16 protein-coding genes and 1 pseudogene are annotated in these 19542 nt (G+C 49.2%); 9 read left to right on the top strand and 8 right to left on the bottom strand.

The features are described from left to right. Positions 1-8: 8 nt before the first annotated feature. Positions 9-686, bottom strand: coding sequence for an ATP-dependent Clp endopeptidase proteolytic subunit ClpP (gene clpP / locus G9409_RS05470; protein ID WP_006365338.1), 678 nt, complete (start codon positions 684-686; stop codon positions 9-11). Between the two features lie 227 nt (positions 687-913). On the opposite strand from clpP, the gene thyX reads away from it, so the two are divergent. Next, positions 914-1564 (top strand): FAD-dependent thymidylate synthase, encoded by a 651-nt coding sequence (gene thyX, locus G9409_RS05465; protein WP_166807799.1) that lies wholly within the window; start codon positions 914-916, stop codon positions 1562-1564. On the opposite strand, the gene accD is transcribed toward thyX, so the two are convergent. After that, positions 1561-2400, bottom strand: coding sequence for an acetyl-CoA carboxylase, carboxyltransferase subunit beta (accD, locus tag G9409_RS05460; RefSeq protein WP_166807798.1), 840 nt, complete (start codon positions 2398-2400; stop codon positions 1561-1563). The genes thyX and accD overlap by 4 nt on opposite strands. A gap of 117 nt (positions 2401-2517) precedes the next feature. On the opposite strand from accD, the gene G9409_RS05455 reads away from it, so the two are divergent. The 3 genes from G9409_RS05455 (at position 2518) to bshC (ending at position 7849) form a co-directional block, all read left to right on the top strand. Further along, positions 2518-5292 carry a patatin-like phospholipase family protein gene (locus G9409_RS05455; protein WP_166807797.1) on the top strand — a complete coding sequence of 925 codons (2775 nt, stop codon included), beginning with the start codon at positions 2518-2520 and terminating at the stop codon, positions 5290-5292. An 84-nt stretch (positions 5293-5376) separates the two neighbouring features. Continuing rightward, the gene (surE, locus tag G9409_RS05450) at positions 5377-6153 is read left to right on the top strand and encodes a 5'/3'-nucleotidase SurE (protein WP_166807796.1); all 777 of its coding nucleotides are present in this window, start codon (positions 5377-5379) and stop codon (positions 6151-6153) included. A gap of 4 nt (positions 6154-6157) precedes the next feature. Further along, a complete protein-coding gene (gene bshC, locus G9409_RS05445) occupies positions 6158-7849 on the top strand; it encodes a bacillithiol biosynthesis cysteine-adding enzyme BshC (protein ID WP_166807795.1) in 1692 nt (563 codons plus the stop codon). A gap of 106 nt (positions 7850-7955) precedes the next feature. On the opposite strand, the gene G9409_RS05440 is transcribed toward bshC, so the two are convergent. After that, entirely contained in the window at positions 7956-8264 is a 309-nt protein-coding gene (locus G9409_RS05440) for a transcriptional regulator (protein ID WP_166807794.1), read from the bottom strand. Between the two features lie 57 nt (positions 8265-8321). On the opposite strand from G9409_RS05440, the gene G9409_RS05435 reads away from it, so the two are divergent. Next, positions 8322-8750, top strand: coding sequence for a heme-binding domain-containing protein (locus G9409_RS05435; RefSeq protein ID WP_166807793.1), 429 nt, complete (start codon positions 8322-8324; stop codon positions 8748-8750). A gap of 17 nt (positions 8751-8767) precedes the next feature. Here the strand turns inward: G9409_RS05435 and G9409_RS05430 are convergent, their stop codons facing one another. The 5 genes from G9409_RS05430 to G9409_RS05410 form a co-directional block, all read right to left on the bottom strand. Beyond that, complete coding sequence (locus G9409_RS05430) at positions 8768-9505, bottom strand: LOG family protein (protein ID WP_006365346.1); 738 nt, start codon at positions 9503-9505, stop codon at positions 8768-8770. Positions 9506-9531: 26 nt separating this feature from the next. Further along, a complete protein-coding gene (locus tag G9409_RS05425) occupies positions 9532-10095 on the bottom strand; it encodes an aminodeoxychorismate/anthranilate synthase component II (RefSeq protein WP_166807792.1) in 564 nt (187 codons plus the stop codon). A gap of 17 nt (positions 10096-10112) precedes the next feature. Continuing rightward, on the bottom strand, positions 10113-11363 hold the full coding sequence (locus tag G9409_RS05420; RefSeq protein ID WP_166807791.1) for a GlmU family protein: 1251 nt from the start codon (positions 11361-11363) through the stop codon (positions 10113-10115). Positions 11364-11624: 261 nt separating this feature from the next. Further along, positions 11625-12563 carry a diacylglycerol/lipid kinase family protein gene (locus G9409_RS05415; protein WP_166807790.1) on the bottom strand — a complete coding sequence of 313 codons (939 nt, stop codon included), beginning with the start codon at positions 12561-12563 and terminating at the stop codon, positions 11625-11627. Positions 12564-12592: 29 nt separating this feature from the next. After that, complete coding sequence (locus tag G9409_RS05410) at positions 12593-13075, bottom strand: low molecular weight protein-tyrosine-phosphatase (protein ID WP_328700120.1); 483 nt, start codon at positions 13073-13075, stop codon at positions 12593-12595. Between the two features lie 277 nt (positions 13076-13352). Between G9409_RS05410 and G9409_RS05405 the strand changes: the two genes are divergently transcribed. From G9409_RS05405 to G9409_RS05390, 4 genes and pseudogenes are all read left to right on the top strand, one after another. Next, the gene (locus G9409_RS05405) at positions 13353-14579 is read left to right on the top strand and encodes a helix-turn-helix transcriptional regulator (RefSeq protein ID WP_166807789.1); all 1227 of its coding nucleotides are present in this window, start codon (positions 13353-13355) and stop codon (positions 14577-14579) included. 308 nt (positions 14580-14887) lie between these two features. After that, a pseudogene (locus G9409_RS05400) lies at positions 14888-15379 on the top strand (helix-turn-helix transcriptional regulator); the annotation flags it as partial. A 349-nt stretch (positions 15380-15728) separates the two neighbouring features. Continuing rightward, positions 15729-16934, top strand: coding sequence for an FIST signal transduction protein (locus G9409_RS05395; protein WP_166807788.1), 1206 nt, complete (start codon positions 15729-15731; stop codon positions 16932-16934). Between the two features lie 43 nt (positions 16935-16977). Next, entirely contained in the window at positions 16978-19527 is a 2550-nt protein-coding gene (locus G9409_RS05390) for a PAS domain-containing hybrid sensor histidine kinase/response regulator (protein ID WP_166807787.1), read from the top strand. The last annotated feature ends 15 nt before the right edge of the window (positions 19528-19542 follow it).

The following is a 19542-nucleotide window of genomic DNA, read 5'->3' as shown; positions in this document are numbered from 1 at the left end:
TCCATAGCTTAGTCTTTCTTTTCCGGCATCGGCCGTTTCTCAAAGACCGAGTCAATGATGCCGTATTCAAGCGCCTCCTCGGCGTTCATCCAGCGATCACGCTCGGAGTCCTCCCGTATCTGCTTGACATCCTTGCCGGTATGGCGGGCAAGCAGTTCATCGAGCAGCTTGCGGATCTTCTCGATTTCACGCGCCTGGATGATAATATCGGTCTCCTGGCCATGTGCGCCGCCTGAAGGCTGATGGATCATGATTCTTGAATGTGGAAGCGAAGCTCTCTTGCCTTTGGCGCCGCTGGCAAGCAGAAAAGCACCCATGCTTGCCGCCATGCCGACACAGACGGTCGAGACATCGGGGCGGATGTACTGCATGGTGTCGTAGATACCGAGACCGGCAGAGACGCTTCCTCCCGGAGAGTTGATATAGATGTAGATATCACGCTCGGGATCCTCGGACTCAAGAAAAATGAGCTGGGCCATGATCAGTCCGGCCACATGCTCATCAATACCGTTGCCGAGAAAAATAATCCGTTCACGCAGCAGCCTTGAAAAAATATCGAATGCCCGCTCCCCGCGGCCTGAAGTCTCTATAACCATGGGAACAAGGGTATTGGTGATCCCCTGTTCTATAGCTCCGGAATACAAGGTTCTGGCATGATGCTCAAAACCGAAATTGATATTTGCCATAGTTTCCCTGACGTTTGATTTAAGTTACTCTCGTTAAAACCACCGCAAGAGATTGCAGAGCACCATTTGATTCGACTCTTTTTCAATCCCTGCCACAAAATTTTAAAATACATAGTGATAACAACAAATCAAGAACTCCGGTTCCAATTAGCAAAAAAGGATCCGTTTTCGCAAAAGGCCGGCACTTCTGTATATTCACGCTTGGAAAAATTTAACCCTTACCCGACATGCAGGTACGACTCATTGCGGTTACCACACCGCTTATCCAGGTTGATAACGTGCAGCTCACCCCTGAAGGATTGATAGCCTATTGCGCAAGAGTATCAAGCCCTCATCAGGAGACACCTGACTATCAGAAACTGCTTACCTACTGTATCGCCCACAAGCACTGGAGCGTCTTTGAGATGGTTGACATGACGGTGGAAATTGTAACTTCGAGAGCCATCTCTCCGCAGATCCTGCGCCACCGGAGTTTTCAGTTCCAGGAGTTCTCGCAGCGCTATGCACGGGCCCAGGAGATAGAGCGCTATCAGCCCCGGCGCCAGGACAGCAAGAACCGTCAGAACTCTCTGGAAGATCTGGAGAGCGAAACCGTTGCCTGGTTTGATGCGGCCCAGGAGAGGGTGGCCCGGCTGACGCTTGAAGAGTACGACAAGGCACTTGAAAAAGGGATTGCCAAGGAGTGTGCAAGAGTACTTCTGCCAATGGCAACACAGACAAAACTCTACATGAAAGGGTCGGTAAGAAGCTGGATTCACTATCTGGAAGTGAGAACGGATAGCAGCACACAGAAGGAGCACCGGGACATTGCCCTTGCAATCAAAAAGATTTTCATAGCACAGTTCCCGGTAACCGCGTCGGCGCTTGGCTGGAGCTAAATTTTCATCATGGCAAGCAGTGATGCCAGCTGGTTTTTCAGCTCCTTGCGATGCACGATCAGATCGACAAAGCCGTGCTCAAGCAGAAATTCAGCTCGCTGAAACCCTTCAGGCAGATCCCGTTTGATGGTATCGCGGATAACCCTTGGACCGGCAAATCCGATGAGCGCTTTCGGCTCACTGACATTAATGTCGCCGAGCATGGCAAATGATGCACTGATACCGCCCATGGTAGGATCGGTCATCAGGGAGATAAAGGGAAGTCTGCGTTCACTGAGGCGGGTAAGGCGGGCGGCGGTTTTGGCCATCTGCATGAGACTGAAAGCACCTTCCATCATGCGCGCGCCACCGGACTGGGCAATCACCACAAGCGGAGCGTCAAGTTCAAGGGACTTGTCAACCGCACGGGCTATTTTTTCACCGACAACAGAGCCCATTGAACCGCCGATAAACCCGAAATCCATAGCGGAGATAACAAGCGGACTGCCTCCGCACTCTCCGTGGGCATTGCGGCATGCTTCGGTTTTTCCGGTTTTTTCAATGATAGCCTGAACACGGTCCGGATATTTTTTGGTATCGGTAAAGGTGAGCGGATCGGCTGAACGGAGATGATCGTCAAATTCAGTGAATTTGCCGTTATCAAGAAGAATTGAAAAATATTTATATGGAGAGATCCTGAAATGATGGCGGCACTCCGAACAGGTGAAAAGGTGATCTTCAAGCTGTTTTTTATGGAGCATCGCTCCGCATTCATCACACTTCCACCATAAGCCTTCCGGCATATCACGCTTGTGGGTCGTACGTATTGAAGGTTTTACCCGCTGGAACCAAGCCATTTTCTGAATTTGGACTAAAGGTTATACATTAAAGCTCAAGATATAAAGTCCGCATGAGATCTCAAAGGCAGCCTGAAAGAACCATCATTACCGACACATGAACAGGGAGCTTCACCATTGCTGAACGTCAGAAAACTTCTCTCTTCGGCTGCACTCGCTGCTGCTCTGCTCTCCATCGTGACAGGCACGGCCTTAGCCGCACCATCTCCGACCACTACACTCTATCCTGATACGCTTCGACTCCCGATGCACCGCCTCGAGCTTTTCCACTCCATGCGGCCTGCAAGAAAAACGGTCGGTCTGGCACTCTCCGGTGGCGGAGCAAACGGAATCTCGCAGATCGGCGTACTCAAGGCTTTTGAGGAGGAGGGTGTTCCGATTGACTTTATCGCCGGAACAAGCATGGGCGCAATTATCGGCGGACTCTACAGCTCGGGCTACACCCCCGCTGAACTGGAAAAACTTGCTCACACGCTGCAGTGGCAATCGATATTATCTATTAACGACGATTACTCCCGCTCAAATATATTCCTTGAACAGCAGCGTATCCGCGACCGTGCCACCATAGCGATTCGTTTTGACAAACTGAAACTGCTTATTCCAAAATCGCTGAGTTCATCGCAGGCAATGACCGAAACGCTCGACCAGCTTGCACTGAACAGCATCTACAAGGCGGATGGCAACTTCTCAACACTGCCGGTCAACTACCGGGCGATATCGACGGACCTGGTCTCGGGAGTGCGCATAACCCTTACATCAGGCTCCCTCTCTGAAGCGATGAGAGCGAGCAGCACCATTCCGATTCTTTTTGAACCGGTCAGGCTCAACGGTTATCAACTGGTTGACGGAGGACTCGTGGCAAATCTTCCGGTCGATGAACTTGATTCGGTGAACGCAGGGTATAAAATTGCTGTCGATACCCATGGCTCCATGTACTCCACCAGCAGTGAGCTCGACCTGCCATGGAAGGCTGCCGATCAGGCGATGAGCATCCTGACCAAACTGCAATACCCAGCACAGCTTCAAAAAGCCGATATCGTTATTACTCCTGATCTTGACAAGCACAAGGCTACCGATTTTTCTGATATCCAGGCACTTGTTGATGCCGGATATGCAAAAGGAAAATTTCTTGCCGCAACCATCAAGCGGAGTATCGAACAGAAAACAGGCCGGGGCCCGTCGATTGCCGGTTACAGCAAAACCGTGCTCTTCCCGAAAGAGAGCCCGGAATTCCGTGAACACTATCTCATTGTATCCGGCATCATCCGCAACGCAACCGATCCCTCACAAGCCCTTCATGAGCTGCTTGAAACCGACCTCTTCACAAGCGTTCACGCAGAACTTGACCATCACCGCAAAAAAGCGGTTTTTCATCTCGACCCGCTTCCGGGAATAAAAAAGGTTTTGGTAACGGGGGGGCCTGACAAGGCAGTTACACCCGAAGAGATCACAACCGCGTTCAAGCCGGTAACAGCATCACTCTATACCAACAGAGCCGGTTCCCGTGCACTTGAATCACTCATAAAACAATACCGGGACAGAGGATTCAGCCTGGTAGCGATAGAAAGCACCACCATCGATGATAACGGGACACTGCTGATAAACCTCTCCTCGGGCAAACCAGACGGCATTACCATAGATCAGAGCCGGAACATTACCGGAATAACCGCCATAAAGAGAGAGATCAAAATTGATACCACCAAAGCGCTCCGCATGGAAAAGGCAATTGAATCTGTCGACAACCTTTATGAAACGGGCTCCTTCAACAGGGTCTCCATATCTCCGGAGTCTGCAGGAACTTCTGAGAGTAAAAACAACTCACGGCTTCGGTTTACCCTCGAAGAAAAACCCTCATCGGTCCTCCGGCTCGGGGTGCGTTATGATGAAACAAACAATGCCCAGATTCTGCTTGATGTAAGAAACGAAAACGTCGGCGGCACAACAAGCTCTGTCGGCGGCTGGCTGAAGGCAGGAAGACAGAACAGCCTCATGAATCTTGAGTTCAGCATCCCAAGGATAGGTCCCTCACACCTGACCCTCTCCTCCCGTCTTTTTTATGACCAGCATCTCTTTGAAATCCATAATCTCGAATTCTCCAGAGAGTTTTTCGGTGCCCACTCCAACGATCTGAACTATTATGGTATCCAGAAATATGGCATAAACACCGCATTCGGGGCGAGGATCAGAAAAAACGGCCAGCTCATGGTTGATCTGACCCTCCAGAACTCCCTCTCCTACGCTGCACAGCGGGGAGGCACACTTCTGAAAACAGAGCGTACGGATATGCTCTCCTTCGGCACACAGTTTACGCTTGATTCAAGAAACAACACCCTGATTCCCTCATCGGGAAACTATACCAACCTCAGATATTCCTTCACGCCATCACTGCAGGAGAGGGGTGATGTTGCCTGGCAGATATCGGGCGCCCACGAAGCAAACATTCCCCTCAAAGATAACACCACCCTGCAGCTCTCGGCGCTGATAGGTTTGAGCAGCAGCTATACACCGCTCTCGGAGAAATTTTTCCTCGGAGGACCCGGTACAACCTACAGCCGCCGATTCATCGGTTTGCGTGAAAACGACCTTCCGGGTAACAATATGGCCTCTGCAGGCATCCATATCCGCTACAAGCCCTCATTCGTCCTGCTCTTCCCGACTTCGTTCATCCTGCACTACAATGCGGGAAATGTATGGGAAAGCCGGAGTGATATTGATCTGGGCTCACTCATCCATGGAGCCGGAACCAGTATGATTTGGGAGACCCCTCTCGGACCGGCAAGATTTACCCTCTCAAAGGCATTTGCTTTTCTTGAAACAGTTCCCGGCTCCGTACCCTCATCGCTGAGATTCTCCGACACCCTTTTTTATTTCAGTCTTGGTCATGACTTTTGAGTCGAACTATTTTGTATTTTTACACGCCGGCTGGAGCTGCGGCACTACCACAATTTTCACTTCATAACAAAGGAAGCCTTTAGCGTGGAGAGAGCGAAAAGACCCCATATTCTGGTCTGTAACGATGATGGCATTGAAGGCGAAGGGATACACGCGCTTGCTGCGGCCATGAAAAAAATCGGCCAGGTGACCGTTGTTGCTCCGGCAGAACCGCACAGCGGGATGAGCCATGCCATGACTCTGGGTGTGCCGCTGAGAATAAAAAAGTTTTTCAAAAACAGCCGTTTTTTCGGCTATACGGTATCCGGAACACCGGTAGACTGTATCAAGGTTGCGCTCAGCCATATACTGCCTGAAAAACCTGACCTGATCGTCTCCGGCATCAACTACGGCAGCAACACAGCGACCAATACCCTCTACTCCGGCACGGTAGCCGCGGCACTCGAAGGGGCAATTCAGGGAATAACCTCTCTGGCTTTTTCACTGGCAACCTATGAGCATGCCGATTTCACCTATTCCGGAAAATTTGCCCGCAAACTGGTAAAAAAAGTGCTGCTTGAAGGCATTCCTCCGGACACCGTTCTCTCCGTCAATATTCCCAATGTACCGGAATCCCTGATTTCCGGGGCTGTTATCACCCGGCAGGGTCGATCCCGATGGGAAGAGAGTGCCATTGAACGAAATGACATGTACGGCAATCCCTACTACTGGCTGAATGGCACCCTTCGGTTGCTTGATGACGATATGCGCGACGATGAATTTGCCGTGCGGCAGAACTATGTGGCTATCACACCGATCTCCTGTGACATGACCAACCACAGCCTTATCGGCACCCTTGAACAATGGAACCTGCAAAAATAACAACGTGAACACCTTTCTTCTCGACTACCGCCATATCCTGACACCCAAAAAGGGATTTTCAAAGCTTTTCCGCGACTATACCTCAGAGGGTCCTGAACGTGCGGCCCTGATTGCCGACTGTTTTCACCTTGACTACCAGAAGGAGTCGGACTACTACCGTCAGCTCGGCATGCTCGGGTCGAGAAGGTTTGACCGTGATACCCTTGCCGCCATGCTTTCGCGACAGAATACCCGCTTCGGCTGCAATGAGCTTCACCTCAGGGAGATCGAAAAGCTCCGCTCGCCGCGATGTATGGCCATTGTAACCGGTCAGCAGCTCGGACTTTTTACCGGACCGCTCTATACCATCTACAAAGCCCTCACTGCCATTGTGTTTGCCGAACGCCAGAAGGTACTCTTTCCCGAATATGACTTTGTACCGATCTTCTGGCTCGAAGGTGAAGACCATGACTACGAAGAGTCTGCCCATACCGCGCTTTTCTCGGAAAACAGGGTGACTCATTTCCGCCAGGAGCCCTGGCGCCGGATGGCGGACCAGATGGTGGCCAACAGCTCTTTTGGAGAGGATATCAGCCACACCGTCGAGGAGTTTCTCCGGCTCCTGCCGGACTCCACACACAAGGAGCGTGTCACAAAAATCCTTACGGAGTGCTATTATCCGGGCAATACCTTTGAGATGAGCTTTGCATCCACCATGATGCGACTCTTCAGCGATCACCCCCTGATACTGCTTTCCACCCAGGATCCCGATTTCAAAAGGCTCTCCGCCGATATCTTCCTGAAAGAGCTCTCAACGGCGCCGGCATCATCCTATAATGTTGTTGCCCAGAGTTCCCGACTTGAAAATCTCGGCTATGCAGCCCAGACAAAACCAAGAAGCGTCAACCTCTATTTTCTTAACACACACGGACAGCGTCAGAAAATCGAGCATGGCTCAGACGACTCCTTCTCGATTACCCCCGACAGACAGCGCTACTCAAAACACCAGATCCTTGAGCTCTGTCAGGACCATCCGGAACTGTTCAGCCCCAATGTTGTTCTCCGGCCGATTGTCCAGGACTATGTTCTGCCGACATTTGCAACCATTGCAGGCCCCGGAGAGATAAGCTATCTGGCACAGTACCGTAAAAATTACGAGCACTTCGGTATCAGCATGCCGTTTATCATTCCGAGAGGCAGCTTCACGCTTGTTGAGCCGAAAATCAGCCGCATTATGGACAAGCTGCTTCAGGTAACCGGCAAACCCGGATTCTCACGAAAACAGATATACAATGCCGTCTTCAGCGACCTGCAACAGCTTAAAAAAAATGCGGTTGGTATAGCTGAAAATCCTCAGCTTGACGCCCTGTTTGAACAGAGCAAAGAGGAGATTCGCCGGACATTTGCCGCCCTCAGGCCAATACTCTCCAAGATTGATCCGACCCTTGAACCGCTTCTTGCGGCATCAACCGTTCAGTCAGAAAAAATTGTCGAAGTCATTGAACAGAAAGCCTGGAAGGCAAGCCGAAGAAAGCACGAGGAGCTGCTTGAGCAGATCCTGAAAGCCGAAACATCGCTCTTTCCGGAAGGAGTACCCCAGGAGCGGTTGATCAATATTTTCTACTATCTGAATAAATACGGTACAGAATTGATTGATACCCTGAAAAATCTGCTGAGCGGGCACTCAACAGAGTCACACATTATTGTTGAACTGTAGACAGAGCTTCACGCAAATGAACTATCCCGACACGTCGGGACTCCGTCCGCCGCGCTCTCAAACCGTGCATGACAACCATTAGCGCTGTTCATAAAACAAAAGCGGCTCACACCTCCGTCTGATCCTCTTTCTGCAGGATGTGACAGCATTTGCAAACCATGACCTGAAGCTCTTCATTGGCGGCCTCTTCACAGATTCTGTTCACTGCAGCCTTGATCTCCTGACGGTAGGGCCTGCTTTTTTGTGATTGCTGCCCCCGTTTTTTATGGATATACTGAGAAACAGCAGCAGGAGTCACGCCAAGTTTTTTGGCCGCCTGGGACTGGGTCATGCCGCTTTTCACCAGCTCAATGGCAAGGTCGGCCCTGATCTGCGGAAGATGGTACCAGACAGCTTTTTCACAGGGAAATATCACGATAAAAAATCTTGAAAATTAAAAGAAATCAGAGAAACAGCTTACCGGCTTTCAACTATGAATGACTCCATAAAAACCATCGCCAGCTGGACTGTTCTTTTGCTCATGATAATACAATTCATACCGTTACGACGCATCAACCCTCCTGTACACAGCGATCTTCAGGCTCCATCCGCAATAAAAAACTCTCTGAAAAAGGGCTGTTATGACTGCCACTCCAACGAAACCACGTGGCCGGCTCTTGCCTATATCGCACCAGCCTCCTGGCTTATATCCGGCAGCGTCAACTCCGGACGCAATGTTCTGAATTTTTCACTCTGGAACAATAATAAAATTGAAGAAACCGGCAGGCTGAAAAGAAAAATTATCAGTGTCCTCTCAAATGGCCGGAATCATCAAAACCTCTACTACTCCCTGAAACCGGAAAAAGCATTAAGCACGAAAGAGAGCCTTGCCGTGGTGAGCTGGCTTGACTCATCGTACTGATAAGCTTGAACCCGGAACTAAAAATTAAGCGCATACCCATCAGGATAAAACCCTTTGATGATCTCCACCACCGCTTCCGGACTCTCTTCAAGATAGATAAATCCAAGATCCTCTTCGCTTATATAGCCCTTCTCCTGCAGCATGGTCTCCTTGATCCAGCGGTAAAAACCATCCCAGTAGCTCTTCCCCATCAGAATGACCGGAAACCGTTCGCTTTTGCCGGTCTGAATCAGTGTTATGGCTTCAGATACTTCATCGAGCGTTCCAAAACCACCGGGCAGGGCTATGAACGCCTGCGCATATTTCAGAAACATCACTTTCCGGACAAAAAAATATTGAAAGCTGACCAGTTTATCCTGATCGATATAGCGGTTGGGATTCTGCTGGTTGGGGAGCTTGATATTGAAACCGATAGATACACCTCCGGCACTCTGCGCGCCCCTGTTTGCGGCCTCCATAACCCCCGGTCCTCCGCCGGTAATCACCGCAAACCCTTCGGCGGCAAGCAGTGTTCCGAGCTTCTCGGCCAGGAGGTACTCAGGGCTGCCTTCAGCCACTCTCGTAGAGCCGAAAACAGTTACAGCCGGACCGGCATCGGACATCGTCTCAAAACCGCTGACAAATTCCGCCATAATTTTGAAGACCCGCCAGCCGTCAACCATGAAATCACTTTCACGGGTAAACCCCGGACGTTTCGATACAGAGAGCCCGCGTTTTTTTCCTTCATCCTCTGAAGAACCTGGTGCACCTGCCATACGCTTCAACTCCTTTCAGCCGGATACTACAGTTCAAGAAAATTTCTGATGATCTTTTTCCCTTCGGCAGTCATGATCGATTCGGGGTGAAACTGGACACCATAGAGGAGAAACTCCTCCGAATCCATTCCCATAATAACCCCGTCCTCCGTCCAGGCCCGGATGGCAAGGGTAGCAGGAAGAGTCTCCCGTTCAACAATAAGCGAGTGGTACCTGGTAGCAACGAAAGGATTGTCAACCCCGGCAAAAATCCCCCGGTTGTCATGATAGACCAGAGAGGTCTTGCCATGCATGATACTGGCAGCACGCACCACCTTTCCGCCAAGCGCTGCACCGATTGACTGGTGACCGAGGCATACTCCGAGGAGAGGAATGCGACCCTTCACTTCGTGAATCAGAGGCACTGAAACGCCGGCGTCATCAGGAGTGCCCGGTCCGGGAGAGATCACAATTTTGGCCGGAGATCTTGCTATAATTTCCTCGACAGAGAGCTCATCATTGCGATAGACCTCAACCGTTTCACCGGACTCTCCGATATACTGAACAAGGTTATAGGTAAATGAATCATAGTTGTCAACAACAAGAATCATGGATATCCGCTTAAACGTTATACAAATAGCTGAAGTGTACGTTCCGTTCCGGCGACAAAACGGAACATGGCCTCATAGGCGCTGCTCATCACAACCTGCCTGCGCTCCATAACCTTTCTTGCCGTCTGAACAGCCCGCTCAATCTCATAGGGCACAAATCCGCCGTGACCTCCCCAGGAAAAAGAGGGCACCTCTTTCGGGGGAAACCCTCCATCAAAAACATTTGCCCCGGTTCCGACAACGGTTCCGGTGTTGAACATGGAGTTGATGGAGCTTTTGCAGTGATCCCCCATCAACAGTCCGAGAAACTGCATGCCGGTCATCTGTTCGCGGCCATTGAGCATAAGGGTGATCCGGCTGTAGTTATTTTTAAGATCGCTTGTATTGGTACCCGCCCCGAGGTTGCACCATGATGAGATATAGGAGTGACCGAGAAAACCATCGTGCTGTTTGTTGGCAAACGGCTCGATAATGGAGTCTTCAACCTCTCCGCCGATTCGGGAGGCGGTCCCGATAAAAACATTGCTGTATATTTTAGCCCCGATTTTAGCCCGTGACCAGGGCGACAGAAAAACGTTCTGCATCAGCACGGCCTGCGGATCCACAACCGCACCGGCACCGATGGCAACAAAACCCTCATCGGCATCAAGCACCGCACCGGCGCGTACAACCGCACCGGGACCAACATAGATATTCGAACGGTTAACAATAGCGGCCGCCGGGTGAACATCGCCTTCAATACGACCGAGTTCCAGTGTTGCGGCGTCCCGCTGCAGTTCATCGGTGTGATAGGCGATGACATCCCAGATGTTGCTGATCAGCCTGAACCCCGTAACCGCCTCCGTAACAAGCTCTGCAGCAATCCTGCGGGTATCAAGGAGGTCCGGCATCATACCGGATTCATCGGTAATGAGACTCCTCGGCACTCTGGCAAAAAGCAGATCACTGCCCTGCATATAACCCCTGCCCGGTTCAAGGGCACCATCAATAACTATCCCGGCAGCTGTCTCCTCACAAACCAGCCGGCCATTGACCAGCAGCAGATCATCCTCGACGACTCTGTTGATAACACATTCGGGGTGCTGTTCAGCATAGAACGGGGCAAGATAGCGGCGAAGATGCCAGCCAAGCGTCACCTCACCCCGGGTGAAGTGCTCAAACTTTTCGCGAAGAGAGCGGAAACCGGTATGGAGGCCGTAAACCGGCTTGAGATTGACAAGCGGCTTCAGTTCATGAACCCTGGTGTCTTCAAAAATGATAACCTGCATTCTGCAAAGGGCGTATTTTACTATTTACCGTCAGGATATTTACAGCAGCTCGTGTTACTCGATGGTGTGCAGGTAACAAAACTGTGACAAAAACGCGGCAAAAATTCGAGAAAGAAAAAACGGCTGCTGATGGTAAAGGTAAATCCAACAAACCGTAAAGTAAACAGAAAGCCAAAAATGAGGCTATTGACTAAGGTACGACAAATAGAGAAAGTTTTGCAATTTGAGCGCATCGGAAGCTGTCGGAAGGAACGCAAGACGTTACGCTTTTTTTGGCTCAGAGTCCTCTAAAAGGTCACAGAGCATCGTAATGCCATTTGGTAGGACCGATATGGCAACCCTGCCATGAATGTCATCATAGACCTCCCCGTCCATATGCATGACATCGGGTTCCGTCAGGGTGACGTCAACAGCTTTCGCCTTGCAGTAAATCACTTTAGGATCGTTGATCTGTGTTCCGTTGAGGTATTTGAACACGTAGGGGAAAAACTCGAGTTTCGTGATCCCCCTGAGAATACACACATCCAGCAAACCATCCGTGATTTCGGCATGAGGTGCAATCCGGAACTTCCCGCCCTCAACTTTACCATTCGAAACCGAAAAAGCAAAAACCGGCTCATCAAGCTCCAGAACAGAGTTTTCAAGCGTGATGGAAATCTTCATTTTCGGTGCCGAATAGCCTGCAAGCACTGTCAAAAGCGCATAGAGGTAGGCAAGCTCTCCTTTCAGCCAGGGCGCACCCTTGACACTTTTGGCAACCCTGCCGGTAAAACCGATACCGAGGGAGTTGATGAAAAAACGGTTATCAGAATTTGCGAATGCCACTCTGCCGAGATCAACCTCCCGGCTAACGGAATCAAAAAAATGGCTGATACCACGCCGCTGCCTCCTGTCAGGATTCAGGGTTTTGATAAAATCATTACCCGAGCCGAAGGGCAATACCCCGACCGTACACCCTTCGCCGGCAACAGCATTGACTACTTCATGAAGCGTACCGTCACCACCGCAGGAAATGATGCTGGTACTCTGACGGTGTTCGGCCCGGGCAATCACTCCTGCATGGCCTGCATGAGTGGTCCTGACCAAAACGGACTCCTGACTTGCAGTCACAAGGGCTTCAAGCCATTCTGACTTTCGGGAGGCCCGGCCCTTGTCAGCCGCGGGATTGAAAATAAAAAGGTAACGGGAACGGTTTGTCATCCTGAGTACATAAAAAAAACATCTGAAATTCAACTCCTCCCGGAATGCTGTGCAAGATACGGGTATTGCTCGAACATCCGCTCAAGAATCTGTTCACATGCGAGAGAGAGCTCCTCTGCGACACCTTCAAACTCCCTGAACGCTCCGTAATAGGGGTCTGCAACCTCGTCACCGGAACGGCCCTCAACAAACTCCAGAACCCTGTGTATACGGGGCTGCTCGTGAGACGGAAAAAATGTGAGGATCTCCTCATAATTCTCGTGATCCATGGTAAATATCCAGTCATACTCATGCAGATCAAGCTCCCGGACACCACGGGCCCGCACTGAAGAGATATCAATCCCAAGCGGCTGAAGCACCGCTATGGCACGATCATCAGGCGGTGAACCCTCCTGGTAACTGACCGTACCAGCGGAACTGACTGAAAAAAAGTGCCGGAGATCATGTCGAACAAGCAGATCACAAAAAACACCTTCCGCCATTGGAGAACGGCAGATGTTTTCATAGCAGATAAATACAACCCTGATTTTATTAATAATATTTTCGTTTTATTATTCAGACAAGATGATTTAATGCAATAATAAGAACAATCACTCTCCTGCAGGTAAAATCACATGCAAGTATGAATACAATATCTTGCAAAAAAAGGAAATACCGGCACTGCTCATGAAGCGATCCGCTCAACGATATCAACATGAAACTGTTGCTATCTTTATCAAACAGCGCGCAGATCACCGGTACGAAAAAGCCTCAGGGGGAGTTTTGATAACAAGCGTTTTGGACTGAAACATGAAAAAATGCCCGGTATCAAAATTGCCCGTACAGGAAAAACCTGAATGGATCTCTCCGCATAGTGAAGATGGCTATAACACCATATTCAAGTGCATCGGACACGACATCGTACTGATGTCACACCAGGCGAACAGGGATATTACTCTTGCCGGCATTAAAATCAATCGGTTTCAGGATGTGCTCACTGATCTTGAGCTGACCGATAAACCCCTCTATATCATCGCGGACTTTGAAAATGTAAGAGCCATAGCATACCGGTACAAAAAAGATATGCTCAACTTCATCTACAATTGGGGCCGCAATATCCGGCTTGCCGTACTCTACAACATACATCCCGATATCGCTATTGAGATGGAAACCTTCCAGTCTCTTTCTTCTGAAAAAACCAGGCTTCTCTGTGCTGAAAACTATAGAGAAGCCATAGAGACCGTACTCTCATTCAAATCAGGAAAGCCCTTCCCTTCCTCCCAGGAAAACAGTAAGGACAAAAGCTATGAACTGCTCAAAAACGAGTTTCTCGCCGTTACTGCCCGTATGAGTCTCCTGCAGATGACAAACCAGCAGATCAATATACCGCCTGCTGAAAACATCCTTCATCCTTTTTTCAGGGCAATTAAAAGCCTGCAGAGTGATCTGCATGCCCTCAACAAAGAACATCAGCTGCAGATGGAACAGTTGAAAACCGAATATGAAGAACAACTATCCAAAACAAATATCCGGCTGAACGCAGAGATCGAACTGAACAGACAAACGATCTGTAATCTCGATCAGGAAAAGAGCTCCCTGAAAGGGAAAATTGCCGTTCAGGAAATTGAGCTCAACAGGATATCAGCTGCTGTCAATAAAAACAGTACGGTGGCCGAGAAGCTGTGCAGCACCATTCATATACTTGACATTGACCCTGAAGTAAAACAAAAGATGTTAACGTATTGCAGGGCGCTGATGGCAGCGGAAACAGTTGAAACACGTTACATCAATCCGCCGATTGACGTAAACGATTCAGAATTTCTTCTGCAACTTCAGAAAAAATACCCTGGCCTGAATCATCGGGAACTGAGGCTCGCACTGCTGGTAAAAATGAATTACAACAACACGCAGATTGCCCGTACACTCGGCATATCTAAACGTGGTGCTGAAAGTATCCGTTACCGCATGCATAAAAAACTGGGCATCAAAAAACACCAGTCAATCAAGAACTGTCTTCTTGAGATTACAGCACCATAACATCCACTGATCATTGACGATCAGTGGCGTATAGCCTCCAGTGCGGCTCTCACTGAAATACCGGATAAAGTGATAGTTAATGGCGTGAATATCTTATAAAAAAGAGTACTTCTTAAAAAAAAGAGTAAAATATGTTCGTTTTAATGAATTTATTACACATATTACACTCACCAACACGTCAAAGCGAACGGCAGTAAAATAATGAAGACGCAGCCGGTTGGGTCCTGGATTTGAGTCTCTTAGCGTTATCGTTACAGATCAAGTCGAACATCGAAAAAAACCAGATAAGTATTACAATGACTACCCATGCAGAACTGAACAAAAAGTCCACTCTCGAATTCGAAAAAGAGATCGCAGAGCTTAAAACCCGGATTGCCACACAGGATATGGAGCTCACAAGAGTCTCGACCGCAATCGCCGAAAAAACCACAGCCCTTCGTAATCTGCTCGACCAGATATACGCTCTTGAAATAGATACCAATATCAAAAGAGAGATGACCGACTCTTGCCTGAGCCTGATCGAGACTGAAACAATTGAAAAACGCCTGAACATCGAACTGACCGAATCAGACTCTTTCTTTTTATCCAGGCTTCAGAAAAAACATCCCAACCTCAACCAGCGTGAACTGAGAATAAGCCTGTTGGTAAAACTTAACTACGACACAAGGGAGATTGCCCGTTCTGTCGGTATAACGACCAGAGGCATGGAAAGCATCCGCTACAGAATGCACAAAAAGCTTTCCCTTGGAAAACACCAGTCAATAAAAACCTACCTCTCCGATTTCGCTGTATCACTGTAAGCGAGAGCATGACATTTTATACCATAAAAAGCTTCAGGTTATACTGAGGCTTTTTATGGTTGCCTGAAAAGCCTCTCTTCCGGTGCCCCCCGACAACGAATACGAATCATATGCACCCTCGCCGATGGCGGCCAACTCCCGGTACAGTAACCGCGAGGCGTTCGGTTTTACCGAAAAAAAGTGTTAACCTAAGTGTAGATATTCTCCTTTTTTGAGGCTACCGGTAAACTCACGGCGCAATGCTGACGAGCAGTAACTCCCGAAATTTTCCTGACAGCAACAGCTGAACAACCATTGGCTCTATCCGGGTCAATCACCTATAACAGTGAACGACAGGGGGCAGGTTACTATGTCAAACCATTATGTAGGCGTTGGGTTCAGTTCCCATGCCGACTCCTTTTCTGCGGGAAAAGAAGCTGCACTTCAGGCTATAGAAAAACTCGACAGAAGTGCCAAGGTGCTTATAGTACTCGGCGCCATGCGGTTTGATCATCGTGAACTTCTGGCGGGCATCTCTTCTGTTACAGGAGATCTCCCGATGGTTGGAGGAACAACTGCCGGTGAAATTTCAACAAATGGCTTTTCAACGGGATCAGTCGTTATCATGGCGTTCGGTAATGATGATCTTGAATTTGTTACCGGTATTGGCCATAACATGAGTGCTGATGAAGCGGCATGCAGTATAGAGATGGTCCGCGATATTCTCAACAAGGTCCCGCTGCCTTCCAATGCATCCCTGCTTATTTTTCCTAATGGTATGGGGGGTGACGGCCATAAGGTTCTTGATGGCCTGCAGTCAGTTTTAGGAAAGGATTTTGAGATTACCGGCGGCTACCTTGGCGATGATGAAAGATTTGAAAGCACCTATCAGTACTATAATGGAATGGTCTACAAGGATGCCATCGCCGGACTGATGGTAATCGGAAACAACCGGTTCAGAACAGGCATCGGTGTGCGAAGCGGCTTCACCTCGATAGGCAACAGCTTTATGTGCACCTCATCTGAGGGTAATGTCGTCAAAGAGTTCGAACACACCAATGCTCTTGAACTCTACAAGGATTTTCTGGGTGAAGAGCGGGCGGCAAGACTGCCTGCCGTTTGTCTTGAATACCCGTTCGGTATCATTGACAATACCACCACCGGCAACAGTGATCACCTCTTTCAATTGCGATGCGGATTATCCGTCGATCATGATAAAGGGACGATTTCGCTCGCAGCATCCATTCCGGAAGGGAGCGAAGTAACCCTGACGACCGCCTCAAGAGGCGATATCATCAACGGAGCAAGAGAAGCTGCAGAGCAGGCCATGCAGTCGCTCGAAGGTGCAACTCCCCTGGCGGTTATTATGTTCAGTTGTGTTGGACGAAAACTGGTACTCGGACGGCGAATCCAGGAGGAGGTTGATGCCGTGCGGAATTGCATCGGTCTGGATGTGCCCCTGGCAGGATTTTATACCTATGGAGAGATCGGCCCTGTTGATAAAACAAACAGACAGCTTTCATCCGTAAAATTTCACAATGAGACCGTTGTTCTGTGGGTGCTTGGAAAAGCATAGAGAGTTGTGCCCTGCACTATAACTTTTTTCCGAAAAACAGGTCATGATAGAGACAGAATACCATAATCTGAAAAAGCGGATCAGTGAACTTGAGGCGGCCTCGCTTCGAAGCAACCGTATCGAACAGGAGCTGCGGCAGAAGCAGGCAACTCTCCTTGAGCAGAATATCAAGCTGATCAGGAAATCCATTGAACTTTCAGATATCAAGCGCCAGCTTGAAGATAATAATTACGAGCTGGGACTGTCGCAGTTAAAACTGGAAGAGGCATTAACCTCTCTGCGTGAAAGCCAGAACACGCTCAATTCTGTTCTTGTCAACAGTCCCGACACCATTATTGCCGTTGACAGCGAGCATCGCATAACCTATATCAACCGGAGCCTGCCCGGTTACCCGGACTCTCTGAGGATCGGAGAGCATCTCTGTGAACATCTCACGGAGGCTGATCACAGCAACAACTACCATAAGACCATAAACAAGGTGTTTGCTGACGGCCGGCAGGCACTTCTTGAATGTAAACTCTCGGTTCCGAACGGAGTGACCCTTGATATCGAATCCCGTTTCGGCCCATGCATGATCCAGGGAAAGGTCACCTCCGTTACCATACTCTTTTCAGATATTACCGAGCGGAAGCACATGGAAAATCAGCTTAAAAAAATGCTGAATGATCTCGAACGCTTTAACCGTGTTATGATTGGCCGTGAGCTTCGCGTACTGGAGCTTAAAAGCATTATTACCGGGCTGCGCCGTACGCTCGGGCAATATACCGGCAACATTGCCGAAACATCACCTCACAAACATGATGACCTGCCGCAGGGTTACATGATCGATTATGAGTATTTGCAGAAAGAGGAGCATGGCGAAGAGATGAATCCCGGTCAGGATATGAACCTCTTCAAGGAAAATCAGCGGGCTGTACTGCTCAACCTCATTGAAGATGCGAACATGGCAAGAAATGAGTTGCAGGAAATCAACAGAAAACTTGAAGAGAAAGTCAGGGAAGCACGAGAAGCCAATGCGGCCAAAAGCCAGTTTCTGGCCAATATGAGTCATGAGATCCGCACACCGATGAGTGGCGTTATCGGCATGTCTGACCTCCTGATTGACACAAAGCTTGATTCCGAGCAGCGTAAATATGTGAAGACCATTATCACCAGCGGCCAGAACCTGCTGGAAATCATTAACGATATTCTTGATTTCTCCAAGATTGAAGCCAACTGCCTTGAACTCGACAGTGTTGATTTTGATCTGCTCGAACTCCTTGAAAATGTCTGCGGAATGCTTGGCTTTGAAGCACAGGCCAAAGGACTTGAATTAACCATTGTAACCGGAAGAGATTTACCGCTTGCCCTTAAAGGCGATACCGTAAGAATCCGGCAGGTGCTTGTAAACCTTATTGGCAATGCCATAAAATTCACCCATCATGGCGATATTGTCGTAAGCGTGATGAAGGCGGAGGAAACCCCAACGCATGCCGTGATCCGGTGCACGGTCAAGGATTCCGGTATCGGTATAGAGCCTGAAAATATGCGTTCCATATTTAAGCCATTTATCCAGGCTGATGGCTCAACGGTAAGAAAATACGGAGGTACCGGCCTCGGTCTCTCCATCTCAAGCTATCTTGTCAATAAAATGGGCGGAGGAATTACCGTTGAAAGTGAGCCTGGAAAAGGGTCACGTTTCAGCTTTGACATCATGCTTGAAAAGCAGGATAAATCAGCGGAAATACATTTACTGCCACAGACCGGAACGGCAACTGCCCGAATCTTGATTGTCAACAGCAATCAGAATGCGCTTTCTATGCTCGGCGATCTTCTTGATTCCTGGCACTGCCAATACCGTTCAGCAGAGAGTATCGAATCATGCCTTGCATTGATCAAAAGCGACCGGAACACCGGGGACATCACGCAACCATGGACGGCAATTCTGCTTGATATCAACATCCAGAAAAACGCTGATGCATTTGATCTGCTGCTGAATGCACTGAACACGCTGAGCCCATGCCCGATCATCATGCTTGCATCAACCCTCAAGTACGGCGATATCAAACAGCATTTCGCATCAAAAGTATTCAGAATCCTGCAGAAGCCTGTCCGGCGTATGGAGCTGTTCAATGCCATCAGCGATGTGCTCAATTCCGAAAACAGGGAGAGTGAAACCCCGGATGAACTTCGCAGCATAACGGAGCAAACAGAGAAACCCGCATCAGGAATATTCAAAATCCTGCTCGTTGAAGACAGCCCGGTCAATCAGAAGGTTGCCATCTCCATGCTTCGTAAACTGGGACAATCTCCTGATCTGGCTTCAAGCGGAAAAGAGGCTTTGGTGGCAATGCACGATAAAGCATATGATCTTGTGCTGATGGATTGCCAGATGCCGGAGATGGATGGCTATGAAACAACAAGAAATATCCGGACAAACCGCCTGCTCTGCAAAACCCCTGATGTTCTTATTGTGGCCATGACCGCAAATGCCATGATCGGTGACCGGGAAAAATGCATCAACTCCGGAATGGATGATTATATCTCCAAACCGATCCGCACCTCTGATCTTGAGGCAATTCTTGACAAATATCTGCGAGAGAAGCGTGATTGATTGATTGATCGCTGA

It is taken from the genome of Candidatus Chlorobium masyuteum (assembly GCF_011601315.1).
GTDB classification, from domain to species: Bacteria; Bacteroidota; Chlorobiia; order Chlorobiales; family Chlorobiaceae; genus Chlorobium; species Chlorobium masyuteum.
This window is presented reverse-complemented; position numbering and strand designations above follow the sequence as displayed.